Source organism: Gluconacetobacter diazotrophicus PA1 5 (assembly GCF_000021325.1).
Taxonomy (GTDB): Bacteria; Pseudomonadota; Alphaproteobacteria; order Acetobacterales; family Acetobacteraceae; genus Gluconacetobacter; species Gluconacetobacter diazotrophicus.
Window position 1 is genome coordinate 103,418 of sequence record NC_011365.1, and the last position, 18,032, is coordinate 121,449.

The window sequence follows — 18,032 nt, forward strand, 5'->3', positions numbered from 1 at the left end:
GACATGGACCGACACACCATAAAAGAATCAGCCTCCATAGAAAATATCACGGATTACGGGATGGACATGACCGACTATCGGATCGGGATCGATTTCGGCGGGACCAAGATCGAGATTGCAGCTCTGGCCCGTAAGGACGGGCAGGAACTCGTCCGGCGGCGCATCGTCAACCCGGGCTATTATGACGGCGCGATCACCGCCATCCGCGACCTCGTCGCGGGCGTGGACACGGAACTGGGCGGCCAGGGGACCGTCGGGATCGGCATTCCGGGTTCGATCAGCCCAGACACCGGCGTCATCAAGAACGCCAACGCGACGTGGCTGAACAACCAGCCGTTCGGCCGCGACCTGACCGCCGCCGTGGGGCGCGAGGTCCGGGTCGAGAACGACGCCAACTGCTTCGCCCTGTCCGAGGCCGTGGACGGCGCGGGCGCGGGATTCGGCGTGGTCCTTGGCGTGATCATCGGCACCGGCATGGGTGCCGGCATCATCGTGAACGGCAAGCTGCTGATCGGCGCCCATCACATTGCCGGGGAATGGGGACACGTGCCGCTGCCCTGGCCGCGAATCGAGGAAATGCCGCTGCCCAAATGCTTCTGCGGCAACGAGGGCTGCCTGGAACGCTATCTGAGCGGGTCGGCCCTGGCCCAGGACTGGAAGGGACCGGGCAACCGCAGCACCGCCGGGATCGAAAGCGCGGCCGAGGACGGGGACCAGACGGCGATCGGGGCGCTGGACCGCTATATGGACCGCATGGCGCGGGCCTGCGCCATGGCGATCAACTTCCTCGACCCCGACGTCATCGTGCTGGGGGGCGGCGTATCCAACCTGCAATCGATCTATGACCGCGTGCCGCTGCTGATGCCGCGCTACGTCATCACGCCGCGCTGCAATACGCCGATCGTGCGCAACCGCCACGGCGACAGCTCCGGCGTGCGAGGCGCGGCCTGGCTATGGTCGGGAGACGAGGGTGTCGGCCCGTAAACGCGCCCTGGTGGCGATCCGACGCGGATTTGCTGCGCTCCGGTGCTCACGGCCCATCAGGCCGCTCCGCTCCGGTGCTCGCAGACCCACGCCGGACCAACACCGGGGTGTAATCTGAGGCGCGCCTGGGCGTGCCGGGGCTAGGGTGCCTCCACGTCGTCCTGGCTGATCCGCTCGGGGCGGAAGCCGGTGGCGACCACGTAGAGTTCACTTGATTCCTTCCGGCTGGCCGGGGGCTTGGCGTGGCGGACGGTGGCGAAGGCCTGTTTCATCGGGGCGAGCATCTGCTTCTCCGACCCGCCCTGGAAGACCTTGGCGACGAACCCGCCGCCGGGGGCCAGGACCTTCACCGCGAAATCCAGCGCCAGTTCCGCCAGCCCGATGATGCGCAGATGGTCGGTCGGGGCGTGGCCGGTCGTGTTGGGCGCCATGTCCGACAGGACCAGGTCGGCCGGACCGCCCAGCAGGTCGATCAGCCGGGCCGGCATGTCGGGGTCGTTGAAATCGCCCTCAATGATCGTGGCGCCGGCCACCGGATCGACCGGCAGCAGATCGACGCCGACCACATAAGCCGCGCCGCGCTTCACCGCGACCTGGGTCCAGCCGCCGGGGGCGGCGCCCAGGTCGATCACGCGCATGCCGGGGCGGATCAGGTGGAACCGGTCGTCCAGTTCGATCAGCTTGAACGCGGCGCGGGACCGCCAGCCCTGCTTGCGGGCCGCCTGCACATACGGATCGTTCAACTGGCGGTTGAGCCACCGCTGCTGCGCGGTCGTGCGGCCGCGTGCCGTGCGCAGCGAAACGGCCTGGTTGCGGGTCGATTGCGCGGCACCGGAATCCGCCTGGGCGCTGGCGCCGCCAGGGGTCGTGCTGCTGGTCAGTGCCTTGCCGGGAACCCGCTTCTTGCCGCCACCGGCGGGGGGGCGACGCTTCATGGATGCGACACGCCCACCGAGGATAGCGAGGACGGGGCGAAGGGAAGGGAGGAAGGCAGCGAGGGAAGAGCCATCGCGGTCGAATCGTGCATCATGCGCAGCAGCATACCATCGCGCAGGCCGCGATCCGCCACGACGATATCGGATACCGGCCAGATTTTATGAATCGCCTCAAAGATCGCGCATCCGGGCAGGACATAGGCCGCCCGGTCCGGACCGACGCAAGGATGCTGGCGCAGGCCCATGGGCCCCATGGCGGCCAGGGTCCGGATGGCCCCCAGGGCCGGGCCGGATTGCAGGATGGTGCCGTCCACCGCCGTGCGGCTGTAGCGGGTCAGCGACAGGGCGATGCTGGCCAGCGTGGTGACGGTGCCGCTGGTCCCCATCAGGCTGACATTGCCCCGGCTGATTTCACGCCCGATGCAATGCACGCGTTCGAACGCGTGCAACTGGCGCGTGACCAGGTCGACCATCCGCTGGTAGCCGTCCTCGGAAAAGGCGGCGTCGCCGAACTGTTCGGCCAGCGTAATCACGCCGGCGGGCAGGCTGAGATAGCCGTTCAGGTCCTGCCGGCGCGATCGGTGGTCCGTGCGGACCCAGGCGATTTCGGTCGAGCCACCGCCGATATCGAACAGCATGGCGCGGGTGCGGGCAGGCGACAGCCGGTCGTCATGCAGCAGCGCCCCGCAGCTTTCCATCACCAGTTCGGCTTCCTCGCGCGGCGAGATGACGGTGATGTCCAGCCCGGTTTCCCGGCGCGCACGGGCGATGAACGCGGCGCCGTTACCCGCGCGGCGGCAGGCCTCGGTCGCCACGGCGCGATAGCGGCGCAGCCGGCGGCGGCCCATCCGCGCGGCGCAGATGCGCAGGGCCTCGATCGTGCGGTCCATGGCATCGCCGCTGAGTTGCCCGGTGCTTTGCAGGCCCTCGCCCAGGCGGACGACGCGGTTGAAGCTGTCGACGACGCGAAACCCGCCCTCGTGGGGGGCGGCAATCATCAGCCGGCAATTGTTGGTTCCGAGGTCGATGGCGCCGTACATGCCGGGCACGCCCTGATTCGCCTTGTACCCCGTGGCATGGGGGAGTCGTGGTCCCTCCTGGCCATCGCGCCAGGACATAGTGTTGTCCATCGGACGGTCCTTTGCCGCTGAATAGGCATATAGTGGGTTCTCAGCCGCGTGCAGGGCAAGACAAATATGCCCGAGGAGACAAAGTTCGGCATAAAGGCGCTTGTCATGCCTCACAGCCGATGCTATCAGCCCCTCACCGCACGGCACCATGTCCGAACAGGTCATGTTGGGGGATAGTTTAGCGGTAGAACTACCGGCTCTGACCCGGTCAGCCCTGGTTCGAATCCAGGTCCCCCAGCCAAATTTTTCCTGATAATCCAGTTCAGCGCGATGGCGACACCGGAAACGGTGTCTTGGATTTTATCGGGGCGCATGGTCATGACCATGCCACCGGATTCCTTTTTCAGATGGTCGAGACCTCAGCCCCGACGCGATCCGCGTGGCTTACGGGGTCGCGGCCTGTGTTGCCGCCGTGGATGCATCGGCGATGGTCAGCCGGTTGCGGCCGGTCCGTTTGGCGACATACAGGGCCTGGTCGGCGCGGGACATCAGGGCGTTGCGGTCTTCCCCCGCCTCGCGGCAGGCAATGCCCGCGCTGATCGTGACCTGCAACCGCACCCCGGTCGGCAGGTCGATCGATTCCGCCGATACCGCGCGCACCACCCGGCGGATCAGGCTGATCGCCCGGTCGCGGCTTTCGCTCGTGATCAGGACCGCGAATTCCTCGCCGCCGATCCGTGCGACCATGTCGGTGTCCCGCAGGGTCGCACGCACCACCGTGGCGACGCGGCGCAGGACGATGTCTCCGATGGGGTGGCCGTACTTGTCGTTGATCGACTTGAAATGGTCCAGGTCCAGCATCGCCGCCGCGACCACCGAGGATGCCGCAGCCATCTGCCCGTCCAGCACCTGAAAGAAGGCGCGTCGATTGGGCAGGCCGGTCAGTTCGTCGGTGTTGGCGGCCTGTTCATAGGCGGCGGCGATCTGGCGATTGTGCGCGTCCAGCGTCAACTGGTCCGTCACGTCGCGGATCAGGCCGCCAAACCCTTCGCCCTCGCCCAGCCGGTGGGCCAGGATTTCGACATGCCGGACGGTTCCGTCGCGGCGATAGATGCTGACGACCTGGCGCAGGTCGTCGCGGCTGCCGGACTGCAATTCGGCCTGCGCCTGGGCCAGGGCGGCGCGGTCCTCGATCACGACGGCGTCCAGCATGGGCTGACCCAGCCGCTTGTCCACCGAAATGCCGGACATCTGTTCATAGGCCGGGTTGAGATAGCTCCAGCATCCCGCGTCGTCGACGCGGAACAGTACGTCGCCGACCCGGTCGGCCAGATGATGGAAATCCTGCAGCCGCTGCTGGGCCAGCGATGCCTTCTGGTCGCGCTGGGTCAGCACGGCGCCCAGGGGCAACGCACAGAAGAAGATCGTCGCCAGGTCGAGCTGGAAGACATAGACCTTCAGTGCGGCCGGCCCGTGGAGCATGGTAACGGCCCCCGCGCCGGTAAACATGAAGAAACTGCCGATCATGGTAATGATGGCGACCGACATCGCGGCCCCCTTGGCGTAGAGATGGAAGGTCGCCAGCAACAGGGGCGGCAGCAGCAGGAACTGCAGCGGAAAGCGCGACTGCCCGAATACGACCACCGACATGCAGGCCACCAGGACCATCAGGCCCAGTACCGTCAATCGCCGGGGGGCGTTGCGCCGGATTTCACGCCCTTCGCCGTCGGGCATGAGGGCCAGCAGCATGGGAACCGTGATCAGCAGGCCGGGCAGGTGCGCCATCATCCAGATGGCGCTTCCCCCCAGCCAGTCGCGCCCTTCGCCAAGGAACAGCGCCCCTCCGGCAATGACCGACGAGCATGCGACGGACACGAAGATCGCGATCGCAAACCGGAACGCCCAGTCGACCTGTTCGAAGAAGCCCGACACCGGACTGATCCGGTGGACCAGGACGGCCGCCATCATGACCTCGACCGTGTTCGCCACGCTGAAACCGACGCTGGTGGTCCATCCCCGGCCATCCAGCAGATTGACCAGGCTGGACAGCACAAACAGCAGCGGGGGATAGATCCGGTGGTCGAAGGCGGGCATGCGCAGGATGGCCATGACCAGGATCGCATTGGCCGGCCAGATCATCGAGACGCTTCCGCCGTGACGGGTCCAGGTGACGCTGGCGAGCGCGCAGATACTCCAGATGACGCAGAACAGCAGGGTCGATAGTGTGTTCCTGATAAAAAAGACGCCCGTCATCTTTCACGACCCGATCATGCTTCCTTTCGTAATATCACCAAAACCATTTCCGAAAAATGAGGGACAGGATCGGAAATATCCTGTCGAGACGCGACCCGGGTATACTCGTTACGCGCATCGCTCGTCCGGCTGCGGGGGCATGCGCAACCGGACGACGGGCATCACGCCATGACGGACGGGTCACCCCGATCGCGGGCCTATTGCGGCAGCCCGTAACGGGCCACGGCGCGGTCCAGCGTCACGGCATTCACGTCCTTGACCGCCCGCATGACGGCGTCGCGCCGGCAGTCCGATCGCTCGATGGCACGGCGCATCTCCTCGGCGATCGCATTGTTGTCGCCACAGGCCTCCAGCGCCGCGCGGTCCAGGCGGGTAACCAGGTGCCGCGCGCGCCACAGCGTCTCCACGTCCGCCCGATGGAAGAAGACCGGCACGCGGCGGATTTCCCCCTCGACCGTGACGCGTTCGGCGTTCGCCGCGTTGTCCTGGGCTCTGGTCCCATGCGGCAGGGCGAGGGGCAGTACCCCCATCAGAAGAGACAGGCCGATCCCCACACCCCTGCGATGCGGGCGCTGCGTGGCGGGCGTGCCAATGGTGCCGCATTCCTTGCGTGTCGCCCCGGCCATCCATGCTGGAATTGTCATGACTCACATCCTACAGGCCTTGCCTGGAATTCCGTCCAAGGCATCGAACCGCCGGAAAGGTCCGGCGAACCCGCCCCGAACCCCGAGTCAATGGGTATTCCCCTGGAAGAGAACCAGATCGTCCGTCGCCGGGCCATGGCCGGCGACCCGCAGGACGTGCATGGCGGCGGGGAATGGCGGCCGGTGCCGTGGCCCCATCGCGCCGGGACAATCCCTATGTTTTTCTCTTATCGGAGAGTTCGCCCGTAATCTCCATGGGAGGGGAGGCCGTCACGGGTTGGAAAGTGTGGATCAGGTCTTTTCGTAAGATGCGTCCGAAGGCTGCGCGAAATTCGCTCTCGGTTACGCCGTGTTCATTCATGAGCTGTTCAAGCTGTGTCCACAGATAGTCGCTTTTTTCGGCAAATTTCGGGAATTCCACCATGTAGGGCCGCACGCCGAACAGGGTCAGGCCCCACATGATCTTGTAGAACTGGATGGCAAGTATGGATTCCTGTTCGTCGTGCGTGCGTGTGAGCCACAGCCCTCCCGGATATTCGATTTCGGGGTCGAAGCCGGTCCGGGCCGCATCTCTCGTCACACGGCGTCGGCTTTCCGCGGCGGAGTAGAGATTTCGCATCGGCACGATCGCGGCATGGATTTTGACCTGACCCTCCTGCACCATCGGCAGCAGCAGGTCCGCATAGTTCGGAGATTTGAGGACGTAAGGGCTTTCAGGGCCAAAATCCAGGTTCTCAAGTCCGGCATGCGAGATGGGATCCACCTCTTTCATGGCCTGTTCGAAAGTATAGCCCGTATGGAAGTCGAGCGCAGTAAAGAGCTGCATAAGCATTGTCGTGCCCGCGCGTCCGGTACCGGTAATAAGAATCTTGCTGCGCCCGTCAGGTGTTCCATGACGGGAAAGATTTTTCTTCTTCGGCCATCCGAACATAATCTGGATCTCTCACGCTTCTGTCTGGAACGGATCGTGACGAGACGGACTCATCTCACCGTATAAAAATGATTTGAAAATAAAGACTTGGAGTGCAAGGTCGGCTTTACCCAATCATGGCCCGCATGGCAGTGCGAGTATGGTAAAGTCCAGAGATATCAATGGATTTCTGGAGGGTCGGTGGTGCCGGGTGAGGGATTTGAACCCCCGGCCTTCGGTTTACAAAACCGCTGCACTACCGCTGTGCTAACCCGGCAACGACATGAACGGGAACGCGGGATCGTCGCGATGCGAGATCTGTCGACCGGCGGCAGGGCGCGATCGTGTTCCCGTATGCGCCTTTCTGCCTTTCCCGCCGCCATGGGTCAAGGGTTGGGTCGGGCGCCTGCCATATTCATGCCGGTTTTATCCTGTTGGAAGGGGCGCAGGGAAAAGGGGCGTCGTCTCCGGGAAACCGGAAGGCCGCTGCGCCGTTTTTTGAAACTGGAGGCCGGGTCGAACCCGGCCCGCGACTGAGACGAGTATTCTGGATTTCTAATGATGCTGAATTCGACAATCATCGAAATCGATGGCATTTTCCTGGGCACGGCGATCCTGGTCGCCGGTAGCCGCCTTCTGCGGTTCTATGCCGTTCATGACAGCGTCCGCGCGCTGCACAACCAGGTCCTGCCGGACCTGGCGGCGCTGCGCCACGCGGTGGGCCTGCATTTCCGCCGGGTCCTGAAGCGGCGGGGCCGCCCGGACCAGGGCTGCTGAATCAGGGCGGCGGACTTAGGGGGGGCTTGCGTCAGGGCTGCTGGTACAGCAGCCGGGCGCGGATCGTGCCCTTGAGGTTGCGCAACCGGCCGAGGATGCGATTGTCCTTGTCGATATCCCGGCCGGTATCGGCCTCGACCACCACATAGCCCAGCTCGCCGTCGGTCTGCAGGTACTGGGCGGTGATGTTGCTGTTCTCGCTCATGAAGATCTCGTTGATCTGCAGCATGATGCCGGGAACATTGCTGTGGACGTGCATGAAGCGCGTGCCGCGCGGGCTTTCGGGCAGTTGCACCGTCGGGAAATTGACCGCGCCGAGGGTCGAGCCCACATCGGAATATTCGATCAGCTTGCGCGCCACCTCGACGCCGATCCGCTCCTGCGCCTCGGCGGTGGAGCCGCCGATATGCGGGCTCAGGATCACGTTTTCCAGGCCCTGCAGCGGCGAGACGAACTTGTCCCCGGCGCCCTTGGGTTCGACGGGGAATACGTCGATCGCGGCACCCAGCAGATGGCCGTCGCGCAGGGCCGCCGCCAGCGCCTCCAGGTCCACGACATTGCCCCGGGCATTGTTGATCAGGAACGAACCGGGCTTCATCGCGCGGATCTGCTCCGCGCCGATCAGGTTCGCGGTGCTGGCCAATTGCGGGACATGCAGGCTGACCACGTCGCTCTGCGCCAGCAGGTCGTTCAGCGTTTCCACCGGGCTGGCGTTGCCGTGCACCAGCTTGTCGATCACGTCGAAATAGATCACCCGCATGCCGAACGCCTCGGCCAGGACGGACAATTGCGAGCCGATGGAGCCGTAGCCCACGATACCCAGCGTCTTGCCGCGGACTTCCCAGCTATTGGCGGCCGATTTGTTCCAGTCGCCGGCATGACACTGCACGGATTTGGGGAAGATCCGCCGCATCAGCATCACGATCTCGCCCATCACCAGTTCGGCGACCGAGCGGGTGTTGCTGAACGGGGCGTTGAAGACCGGAATGCCATGGGCGCGCGCGGCGGGCAGGTTGACCTGGTTGGTCCCGATGCAGAAGCACCCCACGGCGATCAGGCGATCGGCGGCGGCGATCATGTCCTCGGTCAACTGGGTGCGGGAGCGGATTCCCACGATGTGAACACCTTCCAGCGCCTTGCGCAGGGCCGCGCCCTCCAGCGCCTTGGACAGGCGCGTGACGTTTTCGTACCCATTGGCCTTCAGCAGCGCCACGGCGCTGTCATGAATGCCTTCAAGCAGCAGAATGCGGATCTTGTCCTTGGGAAGGGACAGGTGGCTGGTGGTCTCGCTGCTCATGTCGAATACTCGCGCCTATTCGAAGAAGATGTCGCTCCTATCCGATCGACGGATAAATGCCTAGGGGCGACGTGGACATCGGTGCCATGTGGTGCGGCCGTCAGGCCGGCGCCATCATGCGTGCTTGGGGCTGCCCGTGGTCAGCAGCGACACCACGCCGGGCAGCAGCGCCGGGTCGCCCACCGCCAGTACCGTGCCGTCGCTGTCGGCGTGCAGGGGCCTGCCGTGCCAGTCGGTGACGCGGCCGCCCGCGCCCTCGATCACCGGGACCAGCGCGGCCCAGTCCCAGATCTTCATCGTGCATTCCGCGATGATGTCGACCTGTCCCAGCGCCAGCAGGCCGTAACTGTAGCAGTCTCCACCCCACGTGACACGCTTTGCGTGCCGGCGCAGGGCATCCCAATGCGGTGTGGGCGCGTCGGCGATCATCTCGGGCGAGGTGCAGGACAGTTCCGCCAGGCCGATTTCGGGGCATTCGCGGGTGCCGGCGGTGCCGGGCCAGCGGGATTCATAACGCGTGGGCCGGCCCCGCACGCCGATCCAGCGTTCCCCGGTAACGGGCTGGTCGATGATGCCCAGCACCGGCTCCCCGTCCTGAAGCAACGCGATCAGCGTGCCGAAGATCGGCCGCCCGGTCAGGAAGGCGCGGGTGCCGTCCACCGGGTCGATCACCCAGCAATAACGCGCACCACCGCGTTCCAGGCCGAATTCCTCGCCCAGGACTGCGTGGTCCGGCAGGCGTTCGGCCAGCACGGCGCGAATGGCGCGCTCGGCCGTGCGGTCGGCGATGGTCACGGGGCTCTGGTCGCTCTTGTCGTCGGCGGCGACGCCCATGCGAAAGAACGGGCGGATGACGCAGCCCGCGACGTCGGCCGCGGCCATGGCCGCCGCGACCAGCCGGTCGGCGTCATGCGGGGGCAGGGGCGTGGCCAGGGACATGGTCAGTGGGCTCCGTCCGAAAGCGTGTGCAGGAAGGCGATGATCGCGGCCCGGTCGGCGGCATCCGCCACGCCGGGGAAGGCCATGCGGGTGCCGGGGGCGAAGCGGCCCGGCCCTTCCAGCCAGGACGACAGGGCGTCGTCGGTCCAGCGCTCGGCCTTGTGCGCCGCCAGCGCCGCCGAAAATTCATAGCCCGGCATGTCGCCGATCGCGGTCCCCGGCACGCCGTACAGGTCCGGGCCGATCATCGCCGGTCCGTCCTTGGCGAAGCTGTGGCACATCGCGCACATGCGTGCCGCCAGGGCCTGCCCGGCCTTGGGGTCGGCGTGGGCGACGGCATCGGCGATCGAGGGCGGGGCAGCCGCCGGACCGGAGGCATCGGCCGCCACCGCCGGCTGGGGCAGGACGAAGGCGGGGTGTCCGGGCGTGCCGGACGGAATGGCCACATAGCCGGCCCAGGCACTTGCCCCCAGCGCCAGGGCGGCCACCAGGATGGCGGCTCCGATACGGTTGACGTCCTTGCTGTCCATCCAGGCCTCGATGCTCCTTCTCCGAAAATCGCCTATGAATTTCGGAGGCAGGACACTAGACTGCGGGCCGCCTTGTGTGAAGCATTGCCGGATCGTTCCGTCAGGATCGCATCCCATGTCTGCGAGGTCTCGTGCCCGCACCGGCATTTTTCCATAAGGCCTTCGCTTTCCGCATGAACCCGATCGTCGTCATTCCCGCCCGCATGGCCTCTACACGGCTGCCGGGCAAGCCGCTGGCCATGATCGGCAAGCTGCCCATGATCCTGCATGTCCTGGCGCGGGCCCGGGCGGCCGATATCGGGCCCGTCATCGTCGCGGTGGCGGAAACCGAACTGGCGCGCGTTGTCGAGGACGCGGGCGGCACGGCGGTCCTGACCGACCCGGCGCTGCCCTCGGGGTCCGACCGGGTGTGGCAGGCGGTGCGGGCGGCCGATCCGGCCGGGCGGCACGATGTCGTCGTGAACCTGCAGGGCGACCTGCCCGGGGTGGCGCCGCCGACGCTGGCCGCGTCCCTGCTGCCGCTGGCCGATCCCGCGACCGATATCGGCACGCTGGTCTGCCCGGTGGCCGACGCCGGGGAGGCCGCGCGCGATTCGGTGGTGAAGGTCGCCTGCGCCTTTGCCGACGACGATGCGCGAACGGTGGCCCGGGCGCTGTATTTCTCGCGCGCCGCCGTGCCGTGGGGGGCGGGCGCGCTGTGGCACCATGTCGGGATCTATGCCTATCGTCGCGCGGCGCTGGCCCGCTTCGTCAGCCTGCCGGAAGCGGCGCTGGAGCGGCGGGAGAGGCTGGAACAGCTCAGGGCCCTGGAGGCTGGAATGACGATCGGGTGCTGCCGCATCGGAACCGCGCCGTTCGGCGTCGATACCCCCGACGACCTGGACCGCGCGCGCCGTGTCATGGCGGAGGCGGCATGAGCGGCGTCATCGCCTTCCAGGGGCGGCCCGGGGCCTATTCCGACCTGGCCTGCCGGCAGGCCTATCCGGGATGGACCACCCTGCCGTGCGAAACCTTCGCCGGCGCGATCGCCGCCGTCCATGACGGACAGGCCGACCTGGCCATGCTGGCGTGCGAGAACAGCCTGGCGGGACGGGTGCCGGATATCCACGCCCTGCTGCCCCAGGCAGGGCTGAACATCATCGGCGAGCATTTCCAGCGGGTCGAGCACTGCCTGATGGGCGTCCCCGGCAGCACGCTGGCCGGTGCGCGGCGCGTCCATACCCATCCGGTCGCCATGGCCCAGATCCGGGGCATCATCACCGAACTGAACCTGACCCCGGTGGTGGAATTCGACACCGCCGGATCGGCCGAACTGATCGCGCAATGGGGCAACCCCGAAGACGTGGCCGTGGCGTCGTCGCTGGCGGCCGAACTGAACGGGCTGGTGGTCCTGCGCGGCAATGTCGAGGACGCGGCCCACAACACCACCCGCTTCTATGTCGCGTCGCGCACGGCCCTGCGGCCGCCGGCGGGCCGGCCCGGCACGATCACCACGGTCCTGTTCCGCGTCCGCAATGTGGCCGGGGCGCTGTACAAGGTGCTGGGCGGCTTCGCGACCAACGGCGTCAACATGACGCGACTGGAAAGCTACATGCTGGACGGATCGTTCGCCGCGACGCAGTTCCTGATGGAGGTCGAAGGCCACCCCGACGACGCGCCCTTGCGCGGGGCGCTGGCGGAACTGGCGTTCTTTTCCGAAACATCGACGATCCTCGGGGTCTATCCCGGATCGCCCTTCCGGGCCGAACACGCCCAGGGGCAGACGGCCGGGCAGTGACCGGCCGGGACGCCGGGCAGGGCGGGGCGAGGGCGATGGATGGTTGCCTTGCCATGTCGCCCGGCATTAACAGAACAGGCAGGACGGCCATCTGCCGGGAACGGCCCATTTTTCAGACTGCGAGATTCGAGTGGAAACGACCATGTTCAAGGGTTCGATCACGGCCCTGATTACGCCGATGAACGACGACGGATCGCTGGATTTTTCGGGCTTCGGTCGCTTTGTCGACTGGCAGGTCACCGAAGGGTCGTCCGGCGTGGTCCCGGTGGGCACGACGGGCGAGAGCCCGACCCTGACCCACGAGGAACATGCCCGCATCGTCGAATACACCGTCCAGGTCGTGGCGGGCCGGATCCCGGTCATCGCGGGCGCCGGATCGAACAGCACGGCCGAGGCCGTCGGCATGGCGCGGCATGCGAAGAGCGTGGGCGCGGACGGCGTGCTGGTCGTGGCGCCGTACTACAACAAGCCGACGCAGGAAGGGCTGTATCGCCATTTCATGACGGTGGCCGACGCCACGGACCTGCCGCTGATCATCTACAACATTCCCGGACGGTCGGTCGTCGATATCTCGGTCGAGACCATGGCCCGCATGGCGCAGCATGCGCGCATCGTGGGCGTCAAGGACGCGACGGCCAACCTGTTGCGCCCGCTGCAGGTGCGCCGCGCGATCCGCCACAAGCCGTTCACCCAGTTGTCGGGCGAGGACGGGACCGTGGTGTCGTTCCTGGCCGCCGGAGGGGAAGGGTGCATCAGCGTCACCTCGAACATCGCACCGCGCCTGTGCGCGGAACTGCATCGCGCCTGGCAGGACGGGCGGGTGGCCGACGCCATGGCCATCCAGGACCGGCTGTCGGCGGTGCATGATGCCCTGTTCTGCGAGAGCAATCCGGGCCCGGTGAAATACGCCGCCAGCCTGCTGGGCCTGGCCGGCGAGACCTGCCGCCTGCCGCTGGCCCCGCTGGCCGAGGACTCCCGCATGCGGGTGCGTGAGGCGCTGACCGGCGCGGGGCTGTTGAACTAGCATCATGGCGGAAAAGAAAAAGAGCGGCATGATTTCGACCGGGATCGCGGCGCAGAACCGCAAGGGCCGCTTCAACTACACGATCCTGGAAACGCTGGAAGCCGGGATGGTGCTGAAGGGCCCCGAGGTCAAGAGCCTGCGCCTGGGCCGCGCCACGATCAACGAGGCCTATGCCGGCGACCGGGACGGCGAGATCTGGCTGTTCAACAGCTATATCCCCGAGTACCAGGGCGGTGTGCTGTCGCGGTTCGAAACCCGCGCGCCCCGCAAATTGCTGCTGCACCGCAAGCAGGTGGACAAGCTGCTGGGCGCCGTCGCGCGCGATGGCGTGACCCTGGTGCCGCTGGATATCCATTTCAACGCCCGTGGGGTTGCCAAGGTGACGCTGGGTATCGGCGAGGGGCGCAAGAAGGCGGACAAGCGCCAGGCCATTGCCGACCGCGACTGGCAGCGGGACAAGGCGCGGCTGCTGCGCAACAAGGGCAGGGAATAGCCGCAAACGAAACAGGGCCGCCCGAAGGCGGCCCTGTCTGGTGTTCCGGTGGGAAACCGGGAGGTCAGTCGACGCTGATCGACGCGGCCTCGGGACCCTTCTGGCCCTGGACGACCTGCACGTTCGCCGTCTGGCCTTCGGTCAGGCCGGTCAGGCCCGAACGCTCCAGCGCCGAGGCGTGGACGAAGATGTCCTTGCCGCCGGATTCCGGCGTGATGAAGCCGAAGCCCTTCGTGGCGTTGTACCACTTGACCACGCCGCGCATTTCCTGCGCCTGCGACAGGTCGGGGGCCGGGCGGGACGGACGGCCGCCAAAGCCGCCGGCGGCGGCACGCGGGGCGCCGAAGCCGCGCGGACGTTCCGGCTGCGCGGTGCTGTCGTCCACCGAGACCACGGACGCGACCTGACGGCCCTTGGGGCCCTGGCCGATGCGGACGACCAGCGTCGTTCCGGGCGAGACGGAATCATGTCCGCTGGTCGCCAGCGCGTTGGCGTGGAGGAAGACGTCTCCCGAGCCATCGGACAGCTCGACGAAGCCGAAGCCTTTCTCGCTGTTGAACCACTTGACGGCGGCACTGATTTCCGGGCCCGAGGCGATGACCTGGGACGGAGCGCCACCGCCCATCGGCCGGCGCGGGGCACCGCCGCCGCTGCGGTCACCAAACGAGGGCGACGACATGAAATCGTCGTCAAATCCGCCGCGGCGCGGGGAACGGGGGCTGCGGTCGGTCCTGTTACTTCTCAACGGTCGTAATCCCGAGGTCTAGTTGGCGGGTCCTGTCCCAGGAGCCACCGGATGAAGAAATCTTGCTGGATCAAGGAATTACAAAGCCGTAATCCAACCGTTTTCACGGATGGCGCGGACAGCGTCCTTTCCCCGCACGGACCCTAGCACGTATGCGCCGGTGTCCGATACAGATAAGCATATCCGCGGCCGGGGGTTCCATCGTCATTTCACGTAAATGACCGTTCGTGATCATGAGAATTTTTCCGGATCGGCCATCACGAATTTTCCGGTGGGCTTTCGTGGATCGGACGAACGATCTACACAGTTCAAAAGAGGCCGTTATGTCGTGATGCCGCTTCGTGAAATCCGGGTATGGATTTCGAAGGGGCAGGGGCAGCAGGTGGAAGGGAAGCTGATGAGCCAGGCGAAGACGTGGAAGAGGACCGGCTGGATGGTGCGGGCCGGGACGCTGGCCGGGATCGGCAGCCTGGCGATGGCAGCCCAGCCAGCCCGCGCGACGCCGCTGCAGGACCCGTACGGCACCTGGACCGTCCAGGGTGAAAACGACGCCGTCAGCACGCTCAACGGCACGTCGGACCAGTATTACACCAGCGGCCTGCGCGTGAACTGGACATCGGGCACCGACAACCAGCCCGCGCCGATCGAGACGATCAACCACGCGATCATGGGCAAGGGCGTGACCCGCATCAGCCTGGGCGTGCAGCAGTTGATCTTCACCCCGCACGATACCCAGCTCGCGACACCGTCGCCCAGCGACCGCCCCTATGCCGGCCTGCTGCTGGGCACCGTGAACCTGATCAACGACACGGACCTGTCGCGGTCTGTCTTCGGAATCCAGTTCGGCGTCATGGGGCCCGACGCCATGGGGCGGCAGTTGCAGAACGGATTCCACAGCGCGATCGGGGATACGTCCAACCTGGGCTGGAAACACCAGTTGGCGAACCAGCCGGTGTTCCAGGTGCAGGGCGGCCGGACATGGCGGCTTCCGATGGCCAATATATATGGCGTCGAGATGGACATGATGCCCGCGACCTCGGCCGCGATCGGCGATTACCGGATCTATGGCACGGTGGCCGACACGTTCCGCATCGGGCAGGGGCTGCGCAGCGATTTCGGCATTCCGACCATCGGGCCGGGCACCGACGGCACCGATGCCTACCGGCTGACCCGCCCGGTCGCCTGGTACGTCTTCGGCAACGTCACGGGATCGGCGGTCGCCTATGACGCGACGCTGCAGGGCAACACGCTGCGCAGCGGCTCGCCGCATGTTCCGATGAACTGGGATGTCGGCGAAATCCACGCCGGCGTCGCCATCATGTGGCACGGCATGCGCCTGTCCTACAGCCAGGTCTGGCAGACGCAGGAATTCCGTGGCGCGCGCAGCGGCCTGTTCAATTACGGATCGCTGGCCCTGTCCGGGAAATTCTAAGCCTACTACCCCGAGCGCAGGATTCGGGCGGCATCGTGCCGGTCGAACAGTTCCAGCAACTGGGCGATCGCGTTGCGGCGCGATTCGCTGGCGCCCCCTTCGGCGACCCGCTGCGCGTCCTGGGCCGCGATCGTCAGCAGCAGGTCCAGCCGCGCACCGGTCGCAAGCCGCAGGTCCGGCAGTCCGGACTGGCGGCGGCCGGTGACGTCGCCGCCGCCGCGCAGGCGGAAATCCTCGTCCGCGATCAGGAACCCGTCCTCGGTATCGCGCAGCAGGGCCAGCCGGCGCCGGGCCGTGCTGCCCAGCGCGTCGTCATGCAGCAGCAGGCAGAACGATTCGTCGCGGCCGCGTCCCACGCGCCCGCGCAACTGGTGCAGTTGCGCCAGGCCGAACCGTTCGGCGTGTTCGATGACCATGATGGTGGCGGCGGGGATGTCCACGCCGACCTCGATCACCGTCGTCGCGACCAGGATCTTCGTCCGCCCCGCCGCGAAATCCGCGATCGCGGCCTCGCGCACCGCGATGTCCTGCTGGCCGTGCGCCAGGCCCACGATCGGCCCGAAGCGCTCGGTCAGTGCGGCGAAGCGCGCCTCCGCCGCCGCCAGGTCCATCGCCTCGCTTTCCGTGACCAGCGGGCAGACCCAGAAGACCAGGGCGCCGCGTGCGATCGCGCGCCCGATTCCGTCCAGCACATCGCCCAATGACGCCATGGCGTGCAGGGACGTCCGTACGGGCAGGCGTCCGGCCGGTTTTTCGTTCAGGCGGCTGACCTGCATCTCGCCCCACTGGGTCAGCAGCAGCGTGCGCGGAATGGGGGTAGCGGTCATGACCAGGATATCGGCCCGGTCGCCCTTCTCACCCAGCAGCAGGCGCTGCTCGACCCCGAACCGGTGCTGTTCGTCGATCACCGCCAGGGCCAGGTCGTCGAACACGACCTTGTCCTGGAACAGCGCGTGCGTGCCCACGACCAGCGGCGCGCGGCCGGATGCGATGTCTTCCAGCACGGTCCTGCGCGCGCGTCCCTTGACGCTGCCGCTGAGGAACGCCACCGGCACCGGCGCCAGCTTCTGGAACGTGGCCAGGTGCTGGCGGGCCAGGATTTCCGTGGGGGCCATCAACACCGCCTGGTGTCCGGCCTCGGCCGCCGCCAGCATGGCCAGCATCGCCACCAGCGTCTTGCCCGCCCCGACATCGCCCTGCAGCAGGCGCATCATCGGATATGACGCGGCGAGGTCCGAATCGATTTCGCGCACCGCGCGGTGCTGGGCCCTGGTCGGGGTATAGCCGAACCGGGCCAGCGCCTCGGCGCGCAGGGTGCCCGTGCCGACGATGGACCGGCCGGGGCGGTTGCGGTTGCGGCGCCGTGCCTCGGACATCGCGACCTGTTCGGCCAGCAGTTCGTCGCAGGCCAGCCGCTGGCGCGCGCGCTCGCCGGCGGCCTGCCAGGCATCGCCGCGCAGCAGGTCGGGGAAGGCCTCGGGGCAGTGCAGTTGACGCAGCGCGGTTTCGAAATTCGGCCAGTGCCGACGGGCCACCAGCACGGAATCCAGCCATTCCGGCAATGGGGGAAAGGGAAGGAACGCCTGGTGCAGCGCCGCGCGCACGTGGCGGGGGAAAAGACCGGCCGTCAGCGGCCAGACCGGTTCCAGCGCCGGAATGCGGTCGATGTCGCCGCCCGGCACGATATGGTCGGGGTGGGCCATCTGCAGCCGGTCGCCGAACGCATCCAGCGTGCCCGATACCGCGACGGCCGATCCCACCCGCATCCGCCGGGCCTGGTAGGAGGAAAAGAACACCAGTTCGGCCGTGCCGGCGCCGTCCGACACCAGCACCCGCCAGGGCTGGCGCGTTCCCCGCGCGGGCGCGTCGATGCGCCGCACCGTGACCTGCATCGTGGCGACCCGCCCGGGGACGGCGTCGCGCAGGCTGGGGCGATAGCGGCGATCGACCACCGATTCCGGCAGATGGAACAGCAGGTCGATGACCCGCTGGCCCCGCACGGCCCGCGCCAGCAGCTTGGCCAGGGCAGGGCCGACCCCGGGCAGGCTGCCCAGAGGAGCCAGAAGCGGGCCGAGGTTGTCGCCCCTTTCGTCCTGAAGGATGATGCCAGACACGTGGTGTTCGACCGCTTTCACTTCCCGATTTCGTGTCCTGGGGCGGCCCTTCGGTCGTTGCGTCGATGGGCGGGCTGACAGGAACCTGATGGAGGGCTATAGGACAGC

General features: G+C 66.9%; 17 protein-coding genes and 2 tRNA genes. 8 read left to right on the forward strand and 11 right to left on the reverse strand.

Translation table 11 applies throughout. The annotated features are described in order from the left end of the window. The first annotated feature begins 66 nt into the window (after positions 1–66). Positions 67–984: an ROK family protein gene (locus tag GDIA_RS00465; protein WP_012225426.1), complete on the forward strand. Its 918-nt coding sequence runs from the start codon at positions 67–69 to the stop codon at positions 982–984. 140 nt (positions 985–1,124) lie between these two features. Here GDIA_RS00465 and GDIA_RS00470 read toward each other — a convergent pair whose 3' ends face one another. Beyond that, positions 1,125–1,919: an RlmE family RNA methyltransferase gene (locus GDIA_RS00470; protein WP_012225427.1), complete on the reverse strand. Its 795-nt coding sequence runs from the start codon at positions 1,917–1,919 to the stop codon at positions 1,125–1,127. Continuing rightward, entirely contained in the window at positions 1,916–3,049 is a 1,134-nt protein-coding gene (locus tag GDIA_RS00475) for a Ppx/GppA phosphatase family protein (RefSeq protein WP_012225428.1), read from the reverse strand. Before GDIA_RS00475 ends, GDIA_RS00470 begins: the two co-directional genes overlap by 4 nt. Positions 3,050–3,216: 167 nt before the next feature. Between GDIA_RS00475 and GDIA_RS00480 the strand changes: the two genes are divergently transcribed. Beyond that, positions 3,217–3,290 (forward strand) — tRNA-Gln (locus tag GDIA_RS00480). Between the two features lie 143 nt (positions 3,291–3,433). Here GDIA_RS00480 and GDIA_RS00485 read toward each other — a convergent pair. The 4 genes from GDIA_RS00485 to GDIA_RS00500 form a co-directional block, all read right to left on the reverse strand. After that, a complete protein-coding gene (locus GDIA_RS00485) occupies positions 3,434–5,242 on the reverse strand; it encodes a sensor domain-containing diguanylate cyclase (protein WP_012225429.1) in 1,809 nt (602 codons plus the stop codon). A 197-nt stretch (positions 5,243–5,439) separates the two neighbouring features. Continuing rightward, complete coding sequence (locus tag GDIA_RS00490; protein WP_012225431.1) at positions 5,440–5,886, reverse strand: UrcA family protein; 447 nt, start codon at positions 5,884–5,886, stop codon at positions 5,440–5,442. Positions 5,887–6,100: 214 nt separating this feature from the next. Continuing rightward, a complete protein-coding gene (locus GDIA_RS00495; RefSeq protein WP_012225435.1) occupies positions 6,101–6,817 on the reverse strand; it encodes a hypothetical protein in 717 nt (238 codons plus the stop codon). 181 nt (positions 6,818–6,998) lie between these two features. Then, a tRNA-Thr gene (locus GDIA_RS00500) sits at positions 6,999–7,073 on the reverse strand. Between the two features lie 284 nt (positions 7,074–7,357). Here GDIA_RS00500 and GDIA_RS00505 point away from each other — a divergent pair. Then, positions 7,358–7,573, forward strand: coding sequence for a hypothetical protein (locus tag GDIA_RS00505; RefSeq protein WP_049762973.1), 216 nt, complete (start codon positions 7,358–7,360; stop codon positions 7,571–7,573). 31 nt (positions 7,574–7,604) lie between these two features. Here GDIA_RS00505 and serA read toward each other — a convergent pair whose 3' ends face one another. The 3 genes from serA to GDIA_RS00520 form a co-directional block, all read right to left on the reverse strand. After that, complete coding sequence (serA, locus tag GDIA_RS00510) at positions 7,605–8,870, reverse strand: phosphoglycerate dehydrogenase (protein ID WP_012552954.1); 1,266 nt, start codon at positions 8,868–8,870, stop codon at positions 7,605–7,607. 114 nt (positions 8,871–8,984) lie between these two features. Next, positions 8,985–9,809, reverse strand: a complete 825-nt coding sequence (locus tag GDIA_RS00515) for an inositol monophosphatase family protein (RefSeq protein WP_012225439.1) — start codon at positions 9,807–9,809, stop codon at positions 8,985–8,987. A 2-nt stretch (positions 9,810–9,811) separates the two neighbouring features. Next, the gene (locus GDIA_RS00520; protein WP_012225440.1) at positions 9,812–10,339 is read right to left on the reverse strand and encodes a c-type cytochrome; all 528 of its coding nucleotides are present in this window, start codon (positions 10,337–10,339) and stop codon (positions 9,812–9,814) included. A gap of 173 nt (positions 10,340–10,512) precedes the next feature. Between GDIA_RS00520 and GDIA_RS00525 the strand changes: the two genes are divergently transcribed. From GDIA_RS00525 to smpB, 4 genes are all read left to right on the forward strand, one after another. Beyond that, positions 10,513–11,256: a 3-deoxy-manno-octulosonate cytidylyltransferase gene (locus GDIA_RS00525; protein ID WP_012552955.1), complete on the forward strand. Its 744-nt coding sequence runs from the start codon at positions 10,513–10,515 to the stop codon at positions 11,254–11,256. Beyond that, positions 11,253–12,116: a prephenate dehydratase gene (locus GDIA_RS00530; RefSeq protein ID WP_012225445.1), complete on the forward strand. Its 864-nt coding sequence runs from the start codon at positions 11,253–11,255 to the stop codon at positions 12,114–12,116. Before GDIA_RS00525 ends, GDIA_RS00530 begins: the two co-directional genes overlap by 4 nt. Positions 12,117–12,258: 142 nt before the next feature. After that, positions 12,259–13,140, forward strand: a complete 882-nt coding sequence (dapA, locus tag GDIA_RS00535; protein ID WP_012552956.1) for a 4-hydroxy-tetrahydrodipicolinate synthase — start codon at positions 12,259–12,261, stop codon at positions 13,138–13,140. Between the two features lie 4 nt (positions 13,141–13,144). After that, a complete protein-coding gene (gene smpB / locus GDIA_RS00540; protein ID WP_012552957.1) occupies positions 13,145–13,633 on the forward strand; it encodes an SsrA-binding protein SmpB in 489 nt (162 codons plus the stop codon). A gap of 64 nt (positions 13,634–13,697) precedes the next feature. Here the strand turns inward: smpB and GDIA_RS19760 are convergent, their stop codons facing one another. Beyond that, complete coding sequence (locus tag GDIA_RS19760; RefSeq protein WP_012225451.1) at positions 13,698–14,378, reverse strand: cold-shock protein; 681 nt, start codon at positions 14,376–14,378, stop codon at positions 13,698–13,700. Positions 14,379–14,811: 433 nt separating this feature from the next. Between GDIA_RS19760 and GDIA_RS00550 the strand changes: the two genes are divergently transcribed. Further along, entirely contained in the window at positions 14,812–15,810 is a 999-nt protein-coding gene (locus tag GDIA_RS00550) for a lipid A deacylase LpxR family protein (protein WP_144880178.1), read from the forward strand. A 5-nt stretch (positions 15,811–15,815) separates the two neighbouring features. Here the strand turns inward: GDIA_RS00550 and recG are convergent, their stop codons facing one another. Next, positions 15,816–17,945 carry an ATP-dependent DNA helicase RecG gene (gene recG, locus GDIA_RS00555; protein WP_012552960.1) on the reverse strand — a complete coding sequence of 710 codons (2,130 nt, stop codon included), beginning with the start codon at positions 17,943–17,945 and terminating at the stop codon, positions 15,816–15,818. Positions 17,946–18,032: the final 87 nt, after the last annotated feature.

What these genes read in the sequence shown, in the direction of transcription:
- GDIA_RS00520 (WP_012225440.1), bottom strand. Translation starts at nt 10,339, where the DNA reads ATGGACAGCAAGGACGTCAACCGTATCGGAGCCGCCATCCTGGTGGCC.
- GDIA_RS00550 (WP_144880178.1), top strand. Translation starts at nt 14,812, where the DNA reads ATGGTGCGGGCCGGGACGCTGGCCGGGATCGGCAGCCTGGCGATGGCA.
- GDIA_RS00495 (WP_012225435.1), bottom strand. Translation starts at nt 6,817, where the DNA reads ATGTTCGGATGGCCGAAGAAGAAAAATCTTTCCCGTCATGGAACACCT.
- smpB (WP_012552957.1), top strand. Translation starts at nt 13,145, where the DNA reads ATGGCGGAAAAGAAAAAGAGCGGCATGATTTCGACCGGGATCGCGGCG.
- GDIA_RS00525 (WP_012552955.1), top strand. Translation starts at nt 10,513, where the DNA reads ATGAACCCGATCGTCGTCATTCCCGCCCGCATGGCCTCTACACGGCTG.
- serA (WP_012552954.1), bottom strand. Translation starts at nt 8,870, where the DNA reads ATGAGCAGCGAGACCACCAGCCACCTGTCCCTTCCCAAGGACAAGATC.
- GDIA_RS00490 (WP_012225431.1), bottom strand. Translation starts at nt 5,886, where the DNA reads ATGACAATTCCAGCATGGATGGCCGGGGCGACACGCAAGGAATGCGGC.
- GDIA_RS00530 (WP_012225445.1), top strand. Translation starts at nt 11,253, where the DNA reads ATGAGCGGCGTCATCGCCTTCCAGGGGCGGCCCGGGGCCTATTCCGAC.
- GDIA_RS00465 (WP_012225426.1), top strand. Translation starts at nt 67, where the DNA reads ATGACCGACTATCGGATCGGGATCGATTTCGGCGGGACCAAGATCGAG.
- GDIA_RS00505 (WP_049762973.1), top strand. Translation starts at nt 7,358, where the DNA reads ATGCTGAATTCGACAATCATCGAAATCGATGGCATTTTCCTGGGCACG.
- GDIA_RS00475 (WP_012225428.1), bottom strand. Translation starts at nt 3,049, where the DNA reads ATGGACAACACTATGTCCTGGCGCGATGGCCAGGAGGGACCACGACTC.
- dapA (WP_012552956.1), top strand. Translation starts at nt 12,259, where the DNA reads ATGTTCAAGGGTTCGATCACGGCCCTGATTACGCCGATGAACGACGAC.
- GDIA_RS00515 (WP_012225439.1), bottom strand. Translation starts at nt 9,809, where the DNA reads ATGTCCCTGGCCACGCCCCTGCCCCCGCATGACGCCGACCGGCTGGTC.
- GDIA_RS00485 (WP_012225429.1), bottom strand. Translation starts at nt 5,242, where the DNA reads ATGACGGGCGTCTTTTTTATCAGGAACACACTATCGACCCTGCTGTTC.
- GDIA_RS00470 (WP_012225427.1), bottom strand. Translation starts at nt 1,919, where the DNA reads ATGAAGCGTCGCCCCCCCGCCGGTGGCGGCAAGAAGCGGGTTCCCGGC.